Genomic DNA, 17,484 nt, shown 5'->3' with positions numbered 1-17,484 from the left:
ATCAGTATATTCTTTAACCAGTTTTGAAACAGTTCCAAAGAGTAAGTGGCTGGTGAATCCATGAATGCACCAGCCACCCATTTCTATTTATTTTTCAAAGTAAATATTATCGAAGTAAACTTTACCCGTAATATTTTGAACACCCAGGGTCGTCGTCGCCTCAGGATTCCACAAGCCAATGCTTTTCAAGATCGTCTTGTCTGGCGTTGCAAACGCACTTAACGGGATCGTGTAGGTTTTCCAGTCTCCACTAGTAACAACGTTCCCCGTATGGTTGGACAGATAGGCAATATGACCACTTGCCCCTCCGGTAGAATCCTCCAGTTTTACATGCAAATCACCAAAATTGCTTATCTGGCTAGTATTCACTGAAAGTTTCAGCTTGGTGTAGGCAGATACATCGGTAGCAGCCGTGAAATTCAACACGACGCCCCCCCATGTAGTGCTCAAAGGTGACTGCCAATCAACCTCCAGTGAAGCAGAACCATCAGCGGCACTTACTGCGGAACTTGAGGCATTAAAGGCAACCGGATTACTACCCCAACCTTGCTCGCTTGATGAAAGTACCGCATGAGCAATACTGCCTGTCGTGTGCGTCTCGGAATACACACCCAGAGTTGTCGCAGTATTACCGCCACCAGAACCGCTATGGAAGTAAACGTTGTCTACAAACATCGTAGCGTCATCAACAATGTCGACCAACACCTGGTCTATCCTGCCTTTAGCAGTGGCATCCCATATACCCTGTGCTTGGGTAAATGAACTCAACGGGATCTCAATACTGTTCCACTGACCTGCCTTGAGGCTGGACATCGGATGGGTGTAATTACCTTCATGTGGGCCATTTGCAGCATCGAGCATCTTGATCAACAACCCCGCTCCTGCACTTGGAAGCTGTGCCAACCAGACATCAACATGCAAGGTCGTCTTTGACGTAATGTCAATCGGAGCACTGAGCTGGAAAGGTAAGAAGTTGGTCGTTCTCTTGACGCTGTTACTGGCATACGTTGCATCAGTGACAACTTCACCCCATCCCGGTGTCGTGTTACTCCCAACACTGGTATAAGCATCGCTGTAGAGCGAGATTACACCCGAAGCATCTGCTGTTGGTGCTGCTGGGGCATTCGTTGGTTCCGTTGCAGAACCACCACTGTCTTGCGTACTAAAGTAAATGTTGTCCAGATAGATTGTATTCAAACCATCTGCCCCAGAAATAACCAGTTGCGCAACAGCCGTCTTATTCGTCATGCCAGTAAAACTGGATAGCGGTATGGCGAAACTCGACCAATTGCCAGCTATTAACTTCGGTGTCGTTGATACGGTAAAGGTCAGCTCATGTTCAGAGTCATCACCCCCCTGATAAACCCGATCCGTACCAAAATTAACCAGTTTGACCTTGAACTTTGCTCCTGCGGCCAGGTTAACCGGCGTCCATACGTCCAGATGCAGGGTCTTCATCGCCGACAAATCTTGTGGATTTGCCGCGAAATCAGTGCCCTGATAATTCAGGCTCGCATATTTCAGCATGTTGTTGCCCAGCACACTCTCGTTGCTGACCACGGTAGACTGCCCCCACGACGGATTGGTATTGACCTCAGCAATACTGGTATAAGCATCGCTAAAAATGGAAATGACATTCGACGCAGACAGGGTTGGAGCAGGTGCAGCCGTAGTTGGTGCATCACCACCACCCGTTCCGCCTTGGTTACTGAAGTAAATGTTATCCAGATAGACCGTACTCAAACCATCAGCGCCAGAGAACACCAACTGAGCCATATGCGCCTTGGCAGCAAGATCTGAAAACTGAGTCAGCGGAATTTCAAAATTGACCCAACCACCTTTAGTCAAAGCTGGAGAGCTATTAGCATCAAAGACGAGTTCATGCTCAGAATCATCCCCACCTTGGTAGACACCATTTGCACCAAAATCAACCAGCTTCACCTTGAACTTTGCACCAGTGGAAACTTCATCTGGTGTCCAGAAATCCATATGCAAGGTTGTCATTGCTGACAAATCCTGAACATTCTTCGAGAAATCAAGTCCCTGATAATTCAGACTGGTCAGCTTGATCGTATCATTGCTTTCAATGGATAACGTACTGTATACGGTAGACTGCCCCCACTGCGGGTTATAATCGACATCACCAATAGGGCTATAAGTATTGCTGAAGATTGAAATAACATCAGAGGCAGGAAGCGTAGGCGCTGGAGCTGCTGTAGCAGGAACATTCGGGTCAGTTTCACCCCCGCCACTATTGCCACCACCAGCATCAGGATCCTGATAAACCCTTACCCAATCAACCAGCATTTCCTGGGGAGTGGTCTGTATCGGATCACCTGCTGTTACATCAGCCCCCAAAGTACCAGCGACTGCAACATTCAGGATCATATAAAACGGCTTCTGGAATTCGTCCATGGTCGCTGCATCAATGGTTTTCCTGAAATACTCTACCCCGTCAATCCTGCCAATGAGCCACGCCTTATCCCACTCCATTTCATAGATATGGAAATCATCCGACAAAGGAGACCCCAGCGTCTTGTGCTGCGTGAATTGTTGCCACTCAGAGTTATACCAGTGAGCAGCACTATGCGTGGTCTTTATGTCGGAATTACGCTGATGCACTTCCATGACATCTATTTCACCGGACTGGGGCCATGGTGTGTCGGGGTAATCAGCACCCAGCATCCAGAATGCCGACCAGGTTGACTTGCCCGCAGGCACTTTTATCCTTGCCTGCACCTTGCCGTATTTGAATTCAAACTTGTCTTTTGTATTGATTCTGGCTGAAGTAATAGAACCATCACGGGAAGCACATGCCCCTGAACAACGCGCCTTGATGGACAGGAATCCATTGGCGGAATCGGATGAATCCGCCACCAAAGCCAGATTGTCCGCTGAATCCGTATACAATTGCCATTCATTATTTCCCCATCCATCACCGTTCGGACCATAACCCGTTTCTATATTCCAACGGATCGAACTGGATGTTTTTGCACTTGCTCTACCCGCTACCTCGTTAAATTCATCTGACCAAACCAGTTCATAGTTTGCTGATGAATTAACCACTGTATCACGAATGATGTTTTTGCCTTCATTATCAGCATTACCCCCTCCACCACAGCCTGCCAGCACAACGGCGCAAACCATGAACAGTGAGGATATCCTCCTCGTAAAACCTTGCGGCAACATAACCTCTCCTCCATTTTGGATCAACTCAGACAGCCCCGCCTCGCCAGTCATCAATAACGGACGCTTATGCGCCTCTGTACAAACAGGTTTATGCGCAATTCCACAACAACCTATATTGCTATATAGCACTTTTATCACTCATGCATCGCACTGTCAAGAAGTTGTATACCTTATAAATTTTTCTGAAGTATTTGAAACAGGAGGAAGAACACGGCAAAATACGTACTGGTCACATATAACCAAAACCTTTACATTACTTGCTATGTAGCTTACTGGAAGCTATAATTGCGCGTTTTTAGAGCAAGTCCACCAGACTAAATACACCGAAGAATATGTTTGGAGCAATGCGCATATCTGCTGTGGTGGAACCCAACTTCGCCGAGGTAGGTAGTTTATGAGTGAGTCAGTACCAAAATACGTTTTTGTTGAGAATTACATCAAGGAAGCCATCCGCAAGAAACAGCTTGTGGATAAATTACCGGGTGAACGGGTATTGGCGCAGCAACTGGGTGTGTCTTACATGACTGTCCGCAAGTCCATCGACAACCTTGTCAATGACGGTGTTCTGTATAAAGTACCAACGCAAGGTACATTTGTTAACCCCGACAAAGCCAATCGCAAAAAAACCCGAACTATTGGTTATTTTCTTGACAGCAGCATCGTTGCTGGAATCTCAAGCCCTTATTACTCACTGATTTTTAACGCCATTGAAAAATACGCCGCCAAAGAAAACTATTCCCTTGTCTATTTTTCTGATGCCGACAAGGAAAGTTTCAAAAAGACGCTGCAAAAACTGGATGGTGTTATCGCAACCTGTTTCCCCAGAATAGAAATCACCATACTTGAAATCAAACAAACTGTACCAGTTGTTGTCATCGACAACAGTGCAGCCGATAAAACCATACCCTCCATTATCATTGACAACTTCAATGCTGATGTACAATCCGTCGATTATATTTGCTCACTGGGACACAGGCGGATTGGTTTCATGACCGGCCTGGAAGATTCGGATGTCGGCAAAAGCCGTTTTGCGGGCTACCAGTACGGGTTGAGCAAAAATGCCATTCCGTTTGATAGTACACTGGTATATCGAGGCAACTATTCCTACGAAGCAGGCATTGAAGGAGCCGAGTATTTTCTTTCACTGGAAACCATGCCGACCGCCATTATCTGTGCGAATGACTCCATGGCGTTGGGCGCGATACAAAAACTCACTCAAAACGGGTTTGATATTCCCAACGACATTAGCATTGTTGGTTTCGATGACATTGAAGTTGCCTCTCAAATTGTCCCTGCCCTGACAACCGTGGCAGCCCCCATCAATGACATTGCCCAACATGCCTTCAACAGCCTCAAAAAACTGATCAACAATGAACCCGTAGAGCACCAACACATCGCATTACCGGCGCGACTCGTCATCAGGCAAAGCTGCACAAAAACTCAGGAAGTCAAAGCGGCATAGAGGGAATACACAAAACCCGATCTTCAGGCAGCTCTTTTATCATCCAGTCGACGACGAATCTCATAAGCTTTTTGCTCTGACAGGTCATAATCTTTCATTACCCATATAGCCAGCAATGTCCCTGTCATAGGAACCAAAATATAGGCGAAGCGCAAACCGGACAAAGCCGCCTCCGTCTGCACCGGAACACTTTGATCAAAACCCACTAGAGTAAGGATCAATCCACTCAGCAACCCGGCAACAGCAAAACCAACCTTCACCATCCACCAGTAGATGGCGCCAAACAAGCCTTCACGGCGCGAGCCGGTTTCCAGTTCATCCAGATCACAAACATCAGCCGTCATGGACATCATCAGGGTAAACAAGCCACCTATACCAAAAGCAAACAGCGGCAAAGGCAAGAACATCAACAAAGGGTTTTCTGGTTGAAAACACCACCAGAACATCGCATAACCGAGCAGTGAAACACCTTGCGAAACGATAAAAGTATTTTTCTTGCCCAACCGCTGGGATAACCAAGTAATAATCGGTATGACCAGAAAACAGGTCGAAAGCGCACTGATCGTACCAAACCACGCAGGCCAGGTTCCTGCTGCTCCCGGATCGCCATTATTCATATAATAAACAATGATGAACCACGAAAACCCTGCCACTGTGTTGAAAGCATTAAACACCAAAAAGGTTGCCAGACAGAGCCTGCGGAAAGGTTTGTTTTTCAAGGTGTCGCTCACACCAACAAACAACGTCCTGACATTCTTGCTCAGTGTGTCGCGGGCAATGACTTCCAGATTTTCAGGTGTTGGCTGGGTTTTGCCAAACAGGGCGGGAACCATACACAAGCCCAGGCAAACCAGCCCCACCCAAATGGAAAGATGACGTGCACCGGCATCCGCCCCATCAAACAGAGCCGGGTCATAAATAATGACCCAGAACCACGGCACAATAACCCACGCCCATTGACCTATCCACTGAGCCACCCCCATCAACCGGGTGCGCTCATGAAAGTCATTACTCATTTCATATCCCATCGCCACATACGGCGTGGAAAATATGGTCAAACCCAGATAAAAAACCAGTGACAGTAACAAGAAATAGACGAAGTTGTAGACCTCGCCATTTTCAGGATAAATCTGCCACATGGCGATGAAACTGAGACCGGTCATAATCGCCCCGATAAAAATATAGGGTCGACGCCTGCCCCAGCGTGAGCGAGTATTGTCGGAAACAAATCCCATAACAGGGTCAGTCAGCGCATCAAACAGGCGAGGTAGAAAAAACAATATTCCCCACAGCAGGGGGTTCATCCCTAACCCTTCTACCAACACAACCATAAAAATTGACAGGGCTGCCGGAAACATCTGGTTCCCCAGCATTCCCACACCAAAAATCACTTTCTGGCTAAATGGAATTTTGTCTTCCGGCGCAGTTTGATAATGTTGCTCATTCATGAAAATCCCCTGTGCATCAAGCTCACGCATGACCTGTTCCGATTAGCGTTTTACCATGAATAATCCCCATGTTTTTCTGACTCATCCTGCTGGATTTGCACTGAATCTTGACAAAACCAGAAAATAATCACAGTAATTTTTGGAGATAAGCGACCATCACAGCACCAGAATCATATAGCTATATAGCATACATAAGCCAGTAACGACTGTAAAGAGACAATATTTATGGCTTCGCCTAACCACCACAAGTTTCATCAGCCAGACTGTTAATCCCAACATCGCGATATACTGGCTTTAGCGCCAACGCCGCACCAGTCAATGCCGGGTAAGGAGCCGTAATGACGTAAACAGGAATATCCTGCAAATACACTGAAAATCTGCCGTGATCCTGGAAACGCTGCCGAAAACCTGACCTAGAAAAATAGTCAAGAATACGCGGCACGATGCCACCACCAATATATACCCCCCCGGTTGCCCCCAGCGTTAAAGCCAAATTGCCAGCCAAACTGCCCAGAATGCAGCAAAACATCTCTAGCGCTGCCAAGGCTACAGGACAAGCCGCTTCAACAGCTTGCTGGACAACTCGCTCGGGTTCAACCCTGACAGGCTCGCCATGTTCCAGTTGGTAAAGAGTCTGGTACAACAGGCTCAAGCCTGCGCCTGAAACCAGCGACTCCGCCGAAACGTGCCCCATGTCCTGGCGAATACAGTGAATGACCTGACTTTCAGCATCATTAAGCGGCCCATAGGAAACGTGCCCCCCCTCGCCCTGCAAAGGAATCCAGTTACCTCCACAAGGGATAGCACCGGAAACACCCAGCCCCGTTCCCGCGCCGAGCAACGCCTTGGCCTGCCCGGCTTTTGCCTCGCCACCACCACACTGGCACAAATATTCCGGGGTTAAATAAGGCAAAGCCAAGGCAAGAGCCGTAAAATCATTCAGCACTTTCAGTCGCCGTAAGCCTAACGCTCGCCGGACTTCGCCAACAGCAAAGCCCCAGGAATGGTTGGTCATATACAAACGGTCTTGTACCACAGGTGCAGCAACAGCAATTGCAGCATCGACAGGTTGTGTAACAGATACTGCCCCAAGATAAGCGCTGATCGCGTCAACAATTGAAGGATAATCCCGACAAACCAGTGTGGTGGGTTCCAGCAATACATGACCATCTTGCCTTACCAAGGCAAAACGTGCGTTGGTACCGCCAATATCGGCAACCAAATTGAAGTTGTTTGAATACATACACGCTGACATCACCCATTAATATAATGCTATATAGCATAAAAGATAGGAAGAGGATGTCAAGAGACAGACAAACAGCCTGACAGACTTACGCTTTACTCAGCACACCTGCGTGCAGGCGATAAACCGTATCCATCCGGCTCGCCAGTTGCAGGTCGTGCGTTACCACCACAAACGCCGTTTGCAGGGCATCGTTCAAACCCTGCATCAGGTTAAACACATTGTCAGCCGTATGCTGGTCAAGATTGCCGGTCGGCTCATCCGCCAGCACAGCCTGCGGGCGTGTCACCAAGGCGCGGGCAATTGCTGCACGCTGACGCTCCCCCCCGGAAAGCTGCGCCGGTTTGTGGTCAACCCGCTCTTTCAAACCCACCTTGTCCAATATGTCAGCCGCTTGCGCCCGTGCTTCTGGCACTTTCACACCCCGGATCAGCAAAGGCATCGCCACATTTTCCAGCGCAGTGAATTCCGGCAACAAATGATGGAACTGGTAAATGAAGCCCAGCGACTGGTTGCGCAACAGGCCACGGTCATTGTCGGAAAGCTGATCCATGCGCTTGCCCATGACTTCGACATGCCCGCTGCTGGGCAAATCCAGCCCGCCCATCAGGTGCAGCAGGGTGCTTTTGCCACTGCCGGAACTGCCCAGAATCGCAATTTTCTCACCCGCCCTGACCTGCAAATCCACTCCGCGCAATACCTGCACATCAAGCCGCCCTTCCTGAAAACGCTTGCCCAGTTGTTGGCAGGAAATAATCACATTACTCATAACGAAGTGCCTCGGCAGGTTGGACTTTGGATGCACGCCAGGCAGGATACAGCGTTGCCAGCATGGACATCAGCAAGGAACTGAATGCAATCAGGATGACATCGCCGACATCCACCCGCGATTCCAGCTCACTGATGAAATAAACTTCCGAATTGATGAAATGGGTATCAAACAGGCGCTCCAGCAAGGGCACAATCACATCCAGATTGGAAGCCAGCAACACCCCCAGCGCCACACCAGCTAATGTGCCAATGACACCGATCAGAGTCCCCTGCACCATAAAAATCTTCATGATGCGCCCGGATGACAGCCCCAGCGTGCGCAGGATGGCAATATCACCTTCCTTGTCCGTCACCACCATCACCAGCGTGGAAACCAGATTGAAAGCCGCCACCGCAATGATCAGCAACAAGATGATGAACATCACCGCTTTCTGCATCTGGATGGCCTTGAAGAAATTCTCGTTTTGGCGAGTCCAGTCACTGACCCACAAATCCGGGTTATCCAGCCCCATGCGCTGGAGGATTTCCTGCCCAACCCGAGGAGCCAGATCCAGATCAGCCAGTTTCAAACGCAAGCCAGTGATCCGCTCAGCCATCTGGAAAGCTTCGGCAGCATCCTGCAAATGCACATAGGCAAAGGAGGAATCATAATTCTGCATGTCCACCCGGAACACTGCCACAATATTGAAACGTTGCAACACCGGCAGTTCACCGTTTTCCAGCGCCCCCTCTGACGGGCTGATCAGCATCAGGGAATCCCCCACCCCAACCTTCAGTTCCTTGGCTAGGGTTGCACCGATGGCAATATTGAAACTGCCCGGCATCAGTTGGCGCATGTCACCGCTGGTCACGTGTTCAAAAACTGAACCGATTTCGCTTTCCATCTCCGGCACAATTCCCTGCAACAACACCCCGCGAGCCTCGTCCCCCTGATTCAACATAATCGCTTTTTCAATAAAGGGGGAAGCAGCTCGTACTTGCGGAAAACCGAGCAACTTGTCACGCATGGCTTGCCAGTTGTCAATTTCGGTATCGTTTTCTGACACGGTGACATGCGCCAGCATCCCGAGAATGCGCTCACGCATGGCCTGCTCGAAACCGTTCATCACTGACAGCACCGTGATCAGCACCAGCACACCAATGGCAATGCCGATGATGGAAGCCAGCGAAATGAAGGAAATGAAATGCTTTTGCCGCCGTGAACGGGTGTAACGCAGCCCAATAAACAGCGCCAGCGGGTGGAACAAGTTATTCATAGCGTAACGACTCCGCAGGCTGGATTTGTGCCGCCCGCCAGGCCGGATACAGCGTCGCCAGTACCGAAGCAATGATGGAAGCAATGCCGATCTTGATCACATCATCCCAATGCATGTCGGAGGGGATAGTGCTGATGTAAAACACGTCTTCCGGGAAGATCTTGCGCCCGATCAGCGACTCGATCACCGGCACAACCGTATCCACGTTCTGCGACAGCAACACGCCCAGAATCACGCCCACAATCGTGCCAAACACGCCGATGATGCTACCCTGGATCATGAACACCCGCATGATGCGCTTGCCCGCCATGCCGAAGGTACGCAGGATGGCAATATCTGCCTCCTTGTCATTTACCGCCATCATCAGGGAAGCGACCAGATTGAACAGCGCCACCCCGACCACCAGGAACAGAATCAGTGACATGGCAATCTTTTCGGTTTTGACGGCACGGAAGAAACTGCCATGTTCCTCACTCCAGTCCGTCACCTTGTATTCATCCCCTAGTTGCTGCTGCAACTCATGCCCAACCGACTGGGCTGCAAACAGGTCATCCAGTTTCAGGCGAATACCACTGACATCCTCTCCCAGCCGGAACAGGCGCGAAGCATCACTCAACTCGATGAAAGCCGTCATGCCATCGTATTCCTGCAACCCGACCTGATGGATACCCACCACAGTAAACCGGCGCACACGCGGCAAAACTCCGGCAGGCGTTACCTGTACCTGTGGCACAATCACCGTCACCTTGTCACCGGGGAACACGCCCAGTGCCGAAGCCACTTCTACCCCCAGCACAATGCCGTATTCGCGCGGAACCAGATTGCTGAAACTGCCGTCCAGCATCTTGAAATTCACCTCGCTGACCTTGCTTTGATGTGCCGGGTCTATCCCCTGCAACAACACGCCGCGAATCTGCGAACCGTTGACCAGCATCACCTGTTTTTGCACGTAGGGAGCCGCCCCGACAACATGGTCGGCATCCTTCAGTCGCCCCAGTTGCTCCGTCCAGCCAGCCAGTTGCCCATTCGTCCCTGAAACCGTGACATGCGCCACAACCCCCAGTATTCTGCTCCTGAGTTCCTTTTCAAAACCGTTCATGATCGACAAAACCGTGATCAGCACCATGACTCCCAGCATGATGCCAAGCATCGAGGCAAACGAAATGAACGAGATGAAACGGTTGCGCCGCCGTGAATGCGTGTAACGCTGACCGATGAATAATTCGAGTGGTGTAAACATGGCTGGCGATTGTACCGTGCTGACTGCAAAAACACAGCATTAACTGATGAGTGTCGTTCAAATAGAAAAACAATTCGGAGACTAAGACATGCGTCTGTCCAAATGGTTAGCAACCCTGCTACTTTGTATCCCCTTTTTTGCCATGACTGCCCATGCTGACTACCCGACTCGCGGCATGAAAATGAGCACCGTCAAGACCCAATACGGCGCACCCCAGTCTGTGCGGGTATCCACCGGCAAAGTCAAAAAACAATGGCCCAGAATCACCGTCTGGAATTACGGCAAGTTTTCCGTGTACTTTGAAAGAAAGACCGTGCTGCACACGGTCGTGCACCAGTAATCATGCCAGCAACCAGGCCAGCATGGCGCGGCATACCGCGCCGCTGACAACCTGATCAAACCCGGCAAACATCGGGCTGGTATTGATTTCCAGAAACTGGAGCCGCCCGCTGGCGGGGTCAGTCTTGAAATCGGCAGCAGCAAAATCCAGCCCCAAATGGTCGGTCAGCAACCCCATTTTTTCGCGCAAATCACCTGGTACAGGTGCAGTCACCACTTGGGTTGATGAAGAAACACGGTAGTCCAGTTCCGGGGAAGACACATGGAAACCAAACCATTCCTCCCCAACCCGGAATACCCGCAACTCGGGCTGTTGCAGTTTGCGTTGCACAATCTGCGGGTATGACAGGGCGCATGACCAGCCGGAAACCGCCAGTTCCTGACAATGTGCCCCGCCTGAAACCGGCTTGCTGACCCATGCCTGAGTGAATGCCAGCTCATCCATCTGTCTGCCATCATTGGTGATAAAGGTATCGGCGATTTCCAGCCCGAATTGCAAAGCAAGGTGCAGCATATGCGGCTTGTTGACCGGCCCACGCCCGAGAAAAGCACGATTGAACACTTTCACATCAGGATTACACAGCAGCCAGCCTGCCACCGCGTTATACCATTCACGCGCCACCGCCTGATCCTGCGGCTTGTTACTTTGCAGGAAGGTAAACACGTCCTGCCGGATAAAAGCGGCGTGCGGTTGCAACACCTGACCTTCATCCAGCAGACGGTTTGCCCGGACATCCCAGCAAAAACGCGGAATGCCGGACTGCCCCGCTAACATGGCATGAACCGCAACACCCTGCCGCGTTGCCTGTTTGAGCAAACGCAGCAGTTGCGGGTCAACATCACCGCCAGCCAGCAGCAACATGCCAGATGGCTTATTCACGGTAAACGCCACCGTCTTCTTCACCCAGCGCCAGTGTCGTTACTGTTGGGGGTTCAGGTCTGGGCTTAGGCAAGGTACCAATCCCACCGCCATTGTCTTCTTCACCATAAGCCATAGTCGTAACAGTAGGCGGCTCAGGTCTGGGCAAAGGGCGACCACCACCGCCACCATCTTCCTCACCCAGCGCCAGCGTGGTAGCGATGGGTGGCTCAGGCTTTGGCAAGGGCTGACCAGCGCCGCCGCCATCTTCTTCACCCACTGCCAATGTGGTAAAGGTTGGTTTGTCATTACGCTGGAAATTGCTGATAGTAAAACCGACTTCCTCATCGGCAATCTGGCTGCTGCGATCAATATAAATAGAAGTCGGGAAGCCGTATTTCGGGTCATATTTGACATCAACCCGCTCCGCCCCGGATGACAGCGCCTCACCCACCTGTTTGAACAGGTCATTGACGGTCAGCTTGTTGAAATCGGTATCGGCAGGCAATGGCTCACCGGTATCGGCAAACGTGGCGGATGCAATCTTGCCATCCTGTACCTCGATATTGACCGGGCGGGTCGCATCACCCCGGCAGAAGCAATTGCGCTGCAAGGTAAACGAGTAATCATCAATCCCGGCCTTTTGCCATTTTTGCTGGTTGGTTTGCAATTCCCGCTGCGCGGCCTTGTTGGCATTGCTACCTGTACCCTGCCCTGAGCCACTAGCGCCCGTGGAAGGTTTGCCTGGTTTAAACAGGCGCAGCAACTGGTTAATCAGGTTCTGCAAGGCATCAGTCTGACCTCTGAACAGGTCTGTGGTGAGTTTGCTGCCCTGTGCTGTCTGGCTATTGCCAATTTGCGCCTTGCTAGCAGTCTGCACCTGACTGGCTGCGCTGCTGGCACTTCCTTGTGAAATAATCGTCATGGTGGTTCTCCTCTGAACGAAATACCACCTCTCACCTTAGTTCAGGCGCACTGGGCAACCCGCAAATAATCGACAACTGCGACCGCTTTTCTTACTAACGGCACAAACGGATTCGCTATAATCGCCGCTTTCACAGCACTGGCGAATCACACGCATGGATACACGCACTTTCCTCCCTGAATGGCATCCCCAATGGGGTGTACTGCTGGCCTGGCCACACCCGGACACTGATTGGGCTGACAACCTGACTGACGCGGAAACCTGTTACGCGCACATCGTTACCGCTATCAGCCAGCGGGAAAACGTGTTGTTGCTATGCCATGATGCGCAACACCAGGCACATATCGAAACGGTGTTGGGCGATACCACTCGTGTGCATTTTGTGCAGATGCCCTACAACGACACCTGGGCGCGGGATTTTGGTTTCATCACCGTCATGCACGCTGACAAGCCGCTGTTGCTGGATTTCACCTTCAACGCCTGGGGTGGCAAGTTTGATGCCAGTCTCGACAACGCAGTCAACGGCAAACTGCAAGCATTGCCACTGCTCGCCCACAACACACTGGCAGCCTACCCGCTAGTGATGGAAGGTGGCAGCCTCGAAACCGATGGTCAGGGCACATTGCTGACCACCGAAATCTGCCTACTCAACCCCAACCGCAACCCCACGCTGGAACGTGACGCGATTGAGGCACAATTGCGTGCTGCTTTGGGGGTGGAACGCATCCTGTGGCTGGTCAACGGTCATCTGGAAGGCGACGACACCGATGCCCACATTGACACTCTTGCTCGCTTTGCCGACCCGCAAACCCTCGTCTACATGAGCTGTGACGACCCGACCGATTCACACTACCCTGCCCTGCAAGCGATGGAAACCGAACTCCAGGCATTGCGCCAAGCTGACGGCACACCTTACCGACTGTTCCCGATCCCGCTGCCTGCCGGAATTTACGACGAAGAGCGCCGTCTGCCCGCCAGTTACGTCAATTTCCTGATCATCAACGGTGCGGTACTGTTGCCAGTTTATGCTGATGAACGCTGCGACCCCATCGCCATCAGCCAGATGCAGGCGGCTTTCCCGCAACACGAGATCATCCCGATTGATTGCCGGGCGCTGATTGCGCAGAATGGCAGCCTCCATTGTGTCACCATGCAGATTCCACAGGAGGTTGTGACCGCATGAGCCGCCCATTGAAAGTTGCCGTTGTCCAGCACGGCAATTCCGACGACTACCACAGCAATCTGGCAAAAAGCATCGCGGGTATCCGCCGTGCCGCCGCCCAGGGTGCGCAACTGGTGATGTTGCAGGAGCTGCATACCGGCCTGTATTTCTGTCAGGTGGAAAACACCGATTATTTTGATCTGGCGGAAACCATTCCCGGCCCCAGTACCGACACCCTCGGCAAACTGGCAGCGGAACTGGGGATCGTGATCGTGTGCTCACTGTTTGAAAAACGTGCCACCGGCCTGTACCACAACACTGCTGTGGTGCTGGATACCGATGGCAGCATTGCCGGGCGCTACCGCAAGATGCACATCCCCGACGACCCCGGTTATTACGAGAAATTCTATTTCACCCCCGGCGACCTCGGTTTCACCCCGATCAAAACCAGTCTGGCGACCCTGGGCGTGCTGGTATGCTGGGATCAGTGGTATCCCGAAGCGGCACGACTGATGGCACTGGCAGGCGCAGAACTGCTGCTTTACCCCACCGCCATCGGCTGGAACCCGCAAGATACTGCTGAAGAACAAGCCCGCCAGCGTGAGGCGTGGATTACGGTGCAACGCTCCCACGCGGTTGCCAACAACATTCCGGTACTGAGTGCCAACCGGGTGGGATTTGAAGGCGACCCCAGCGGGCAGACCGCCGGTAGCCAGTTCTGGGGCAGCAGCATGATCGTCGGCTGGCAGGGCGAATTGCTGGCACAAGCCGATACCAGCAGTGAAACCGAACTGGTGGTGGAGCTGGACATGAGCCGCACCGAACAGGTACGCCGCTGGTGGCCTTACCTGCGTGACCGACGCATTGATGCGTATGGAGACATTACCCGGCGCTACCGGGATTGAAATATCCGGCCTGTCAGTCGTGTTCGAGGGTCAGGCCAGCATCGAAATCCAGCGCGGCAACACTCGGCAGCGACTGACCGATAATGCCGCGCAACGCCCCATACATGCCGGTTGTGCCGCCCAGTACCCGCTGCAACTGCTTTTCGCGTTCCTTCCAGTGGCTTTCCATCGCACGGCGCTCCTTCTGGATTTGCGCCTGCATCGCGTCGAAAGCGTCGATAATGCTTTCCACCTGCTGGCGGAATTCCTCGCCTGACAGGTAGCGGTAAAGCAGTTCCATTTTCGCATCCAGCCCTTCACTGGCAGCCCGCGCAAAGCTGACGGCAATCAGTTGTTCGCGCAGCACTGCCGCCAGCGGTTGCCAGCTTTTCAGGTCTGCCACCCATACCCCGTCAATGCGCCCGAAGCCGCGCAAGCCTTCCGGCACAACCGCTGACACCAGTACCGCCACGGCTGCACCGGCTGTGCGCTGGTCTTCCTTGAGCTTGTCGAGCCAGGCAGGTTGCCATGCCTTGGTGTTTTTCGATTCCCAGATGAGCGTGCCGCATTCCTGCAACTGCGGGTTGATGACGTGCTGCATGATGTCTGCCCCGCGCATTCCTTTGGGTACGGGCACAATGCGGTCATGCGGGAAAGCGTGTTGCAGGATGCCCTGCATGTCGAGTTCCAGTACTTCGCCCTGCAACTCCTGCGAGCCGAGTTCGCTGCGGCGTTTGGCGTCGTCCAGTGCCTTGCGCAGGTCGTCGATCTGCTTTTCCTTTTCCTTGAGCTTGAGGTTTTGTTCTTCGGCAAACTGGTTGCGCAGGGCTTCTTCCAGTTGGCGCTTCCCGGCATCCAGCCGCCGCTGTATTTCCAGCTCCATTGCTTGGGCGCGGGCTTCGAGTTCCGCCTTTTCCTTACGCAGGGCAAGCTCGGCTTGTTGGGCATCCGCCACCCGTTGCTGGCTGCTGTCGAGTTGCCCCTTGAGTAGACCGATTTCACGCAAGGCGGCACTGTGTTGTTCTGCCGCTTGCTGTTGGGCTGCCTGTAATGCCTGCTGGAGACGTACCTGCATCTGTTGTTCGGCACGTTCCTGCACTTCGCGGATCACCTGTTGCTGACTGGCGGCAAGCTCTTCCTGCATTTTCAGACGCAAGGCATCGGAAACGGCAATCGCCGCACCGCATTGGTGGCAGTGGATGGTGGTGTCGTGCATGGTTTTCCTTTGTGATTACAGGCGTCGGGCGGCGTATTCTTCCAGATGTGCGTTAAGTTTTAGCAATTATTGCCCATCAGGTTCGGCTGGTTGCGTGAAGTCTACCCCTTCGTAAAGATCAGCCAGTGTCAAGCTTCCGCAATTTTCTCACTTTCCAGATACTCCGCCTCGGTGATGTAAGCCGGATTTTCGCTCGTTATTTTCACTGCCCGCATGAGGTTGCTCCTGTCGTCACCTGAGCTTTGATCATAGAGCAAGCCTAGCATTGCGGCAACGCAGAAGAAACCCCTCCCAACCTCCCCTTATCAGGGGAGGAGCCGAGCATCTGTTGTCTACTGCTGATCTCTGTTACGAGATGCTGGTAAATGCCCGCCGGGTTGGAAAGGACTTCCCTGTTAGTGCAGCGGATGACCTGTAAACCATAGGCATTCAAAATACGTGTGCGTTCCGCATCATATTCTGTCTTGTCTGCGTGGCTGTCACCATCACTGGTCTTAATCCCTTTTAAATCAGGGCAGTCTTCAGAAAATTTGGTTGGAATGGCAATGGTCATAGCTGCGGTGTCTTAATCCCTTTTAAATCAGGGCAGTCTTCAGAATTTTCCTGTTTTTGGCAGGTGAGCTGGCATACGCCGTCTTAATCCCTTTTAAATCAGGGCAGTCTTCAGAAGCAGCAGGAGCAGCAACCCCAGCTATCCACGTCTTAATCCCTTTTAAATCAGGGCAGTCTTCAGAATTTTCCTGTTTTTGGCAGGTGAGCTGGCATACGCCGTCTTAATCCCTTTTAAATCAGGGCAGTCTTCAGAACGCCAATGGCGCGAGTTTTCCTACCTGCCATCCGTCTTAATCCCTTTTAAATCAGGGCAGTCTTCAGAAAGCCTATATCATGCAAACGCATGGAAGGCACTTAGTCTTAATCCCTTTTAAATCAGGGCAGTCTTCAGAAAAGGCATGGGGCAGACCAAGAACGCCCAGTTTGTCTTAATCCCTTTTAAATCAGGGCAGTCTTCAGAAGCTGGCAAGTCGTCAGAAATGGAAAGACGCAGGGGTCTTAATCCCTTTTAAATCAGGGCAGTCTTCAGAAGATACTGGGGCAGGGATTAGCGCCAGTTATTAAGTCTTAATCCCTTTTAAATCAGGGCAGTCTTCAGAACACGCTGCATCGACCGGGTGCGCCTAATCGCTACAGTCTTAATCCCTTTTAAATCAGGGCAGTCTTCAGAAACCCCTCCGTGTAAAACCCGCCTAGCTGCGGAAGTGTCTTAATCCCTTTTAAATCAGGGCAGTCTTCAGAACATACCCATTTATAGGAGAGACACCAATGAAAGCAAGTCTTAATCCCTTTTAAATCAGGGCAGTCTTCAGAAGAAGGCATCCACCATGATTCAGTGTGGCACGACAGGTCTTAATCCCTTTTAAATCAGGGCAGTCTTCAGAAGGTCTATGTGGGAAGACGCGATGCGCTGGAAAGTCTTAATCCCTTTTAAATCA

At 51.8% G+C, this 17,484-nt stretch carries 13 protein-coding genes, 1 pseudogene and 1 CRISPR repeat array; of the genes and pseudogenes, 4 read left to right on the top strand and 10 right to left on the bottom strand.

Annotation, left to right across the window (positions count from 1 at the left end; genetic code table 11):
* Nucleotides 1–87 precede the first annotated feature (87 nt).
* Nucleotides 88–3,189 carry a glycoside hydrolase family 16 protein gene (locus B2U47_RS13490; RefSeq protein WP_296678040.1) on the bottom strand — a complete coding sequence of 1,034 codons (3,102 nt, stop codon included), beginning with the start codon at nucleotides 3,187–3,189 and terminating at the stop codon, nucleotides 88–90.
* Between the two features lie 394 nt (nucleotides 3,190–3,583).
* Between B2U47_RS13490 and B2U47_RS13485 the strand changes: the two genes are divergently transcribed.
* Nucleotides 3,584–4,651, top strand: coding sequence for a GntR family transcriptional regulator (locus B2U47_RS13485; protein ID WP_296678037.1), 1,068 nt, complete (start codon nucleotides 3,584–3,586; stop codon nucleotides 4,649–4,651).
* Nucleotides 4,652–4,674: 23 nt separating this feature from the next.
* On the opposite strand, the gene B2U47_RS13480 is transcribed toward B2U47_RS13485, so the two are convergent.
* From B2U47_RS13480 to B2U47_RS13460, 5 genes are all read right to left on the bottom strand, one after another.
* Complete coding sequence (locus tag B2U47_RS13480; protein WP_296678034.1) at nucleotides 4,675–6,099, bottom strand: MFS transporter; 1,425 nt, start codon at nucleotides 6,097–6,099, stop codon at nucleotides 4,675–4,677.
* 235 nt (nucleotides 6,100–6,334) lie between these two features.
* The gene (locus tag B2U47_RS13475; RefSeq protein ID WP_296678032.1) at nucleotides 6,335–7,342 is read right to left on the bottom strand and encodes a glucokinase; all 1,008 of its coding nucleotides are present in this window, start codon (nucleotides 7,340–7,342) and stop codon (nucleotides 6,335–6,337) included.
* Nucleotides 7,343–7,430: 88 nt separating this feature from the next.
* On the bottom strand, nucleotides 7,431–8,111 hold the full coding sequence (gene lolD, locus B2U47_RS13470) for a lipoprotein-releasing ABC transporter ATP-binding protein LolD (RefSeq protein ID WP_296678029.1): 681 nt from the start codon (nucleotides 8,109–8,111) through the stop codon (nucleotides 7,431–7,433).
* Complete coding sequence (locus tag B2U47_RS13465) at nucleotides 8,104–9,369, bottom strand: lipoprotein-releasing ABC transporter permease subunit (RefSeq protein ID WP_296678026.1); 1,266 nt, start codon at nucleotides 9,367–9,369, stop codon at nucleotides 8,104–8,106. The genes lolD and B2U47_RS13465 overlap by 8 nt, the downstream gene beginning before the upstream one ends.
* Nucleotides 9,362–10,609 carry a lipoprotein-releasing ABC transporter permease subunit gene (locus B2U47_RS13460; protein WP_296678023.1) on the bottom strand — a complete coding sequence of 416 codons (1,248 nt, stop codon included), beginning with the start codon at nucleotides 10,607–10,609 and terminating at the stop codon, nucleotides 9,362–9,364. Before B2U47_RS13460 ends, B2U47_RS13465 begins: the two co-directional genes overlap by 8 nt.
* A gap of 88 nt (nucleotides 10,610–10,697) precedes the next feature.
* Here B2U47_RS13460 and B2U47_RS13455 point away from each other — a divergent pair, with 88 nt between their 5' ends.
* Nucleotides 10,698–10,949: a hypothetical protein gene (locus B2U47_RS13455; protein ID WP_296678021.1), complete on the top strand. Its 252-nt coding sequence runs from the start codon at nucleotides 10,698–10,700 to the stop codon at nucleotides 10,947–10,949.
* On the opposite strand, the gene B2U47_RS13450 is transcribed toward B2U47_RS13455, so the two are convergent.
* Together B2U47_RS13450 and B2U47_RS13445 are read right to left on the bottom strand one after the other, a co-directional pair.
* Nucleotides 10,950–11,828 carry a hypothetical protein gene (locus tag B2U47_RS13450; RefSeq protein ID WP_296678018.1) on the bottom strand — a complete coding sequence of 293 codons (879 nt, stop codon included), beginning with the start codon at nucleotides 11,826–11,828 and terminating at the stop codon, nucleotides 10,950–10,952.
* On the bottom strand, nucleotides 11,821–12,732 hold the full coding sequence (locus B2U47_RS13445) for a DUF6174 domain-containing protein (RefSeq protein ID WP_296678015.1): 912 nt from the start codon (nucleotides 12,730–12,732) through the stop codon (nucleotides 11,821–11,823). The genes B2U47_RS13450 and B2U47_RS13445 overlap by 8 nt, the downstream gene beginning before the upstream one ends.
* Before the next feature lie 154 nt (nucleotides 12,733–12,886).
* On the opposite strand from B2U47_RS13445, the gene B2U47_RS13440 reads away from it, so the two are divergent.
* A complete protein-coding gene (locus tag B2U47_RS13440; RefSeq protein ID WP_296678012.1) occupies nucleotides 12,887–13,915 on the top strand; it encodes an agmatine deiminase family protein in 1,029 nt (342 codons plus the stop codon).
* On the top strand, nucleotides 13,912–14,799 hold the full coding sequence (locus B2U47_RS13435; RefSeq protein WP_296678009.1) for a carbon-nitrogen hydrolase: 888 nt from the start codon (nucleotides 13,912–13,914) through the stop codon (nucleotides 14,797–14,799). The genes B2U47_RS13440 and B2U47_RS13435 overlap by 4 nt, the downstream gene beginning before the upstream one ends.
* Nucleotides 14,800–14,812: 13 nt before the next feature.
* Here the strand turns inward: B2U47_RS13435 and B2U47_RS13430 are convergent, their stop codons facing one another.
* Both B2U47_RS13430 and B2U47_RS17285 read right to left on the bottom strand, forming a co-directional pair.
* Nucleotides 14,813–15,994, bottom strand: a complete 1,182-nt coding sequence (locus tag B2U47_RS13430) for a DUF2130 domain-containing protein (protein WP_296678006.1) — start codon at nucleotides 15,992–15,994, stop codon at nucleotides 14,813–14,815.
* Nucleotides 15,995–16,253: 259 nt separating this feature from the next.
* Nucleotides 16,254–16,451 (bottom strand): annotated as a pseudogene (locus B2U47_RS17285) (DUF559 domain-containing protein); the annotation flags it as partial.
* 34 nt (nucleotides 16,452–16,485) lie between these two features.
* Nucleotides 16,486–17,431: a CRISPR direct-repeat array (repeat unit 36 nt; unit sequence GTCTTAATCCCTTTTAAATCAGGGCAGTCTTCAGAA).
* Between the last annotated feature and the right edge of the window lie 53 nt (nucleotides 17,432–17,484).

Origin of the sequence: Thiothrix sp. UBA5583 (assembly GCA_002425225.1) — a bacterium.
GTDB lineage: Bacteria > Pseudomonadota > Gammaproteobacteria > Thiotrichales > Thiotrichaceae > Thiothrix > Thiothrix moscowensis.
Note: the sequence above shows the minus strand (reverse complement) of the source record. Positions and strands in the feature narration are given on the sequence as shown.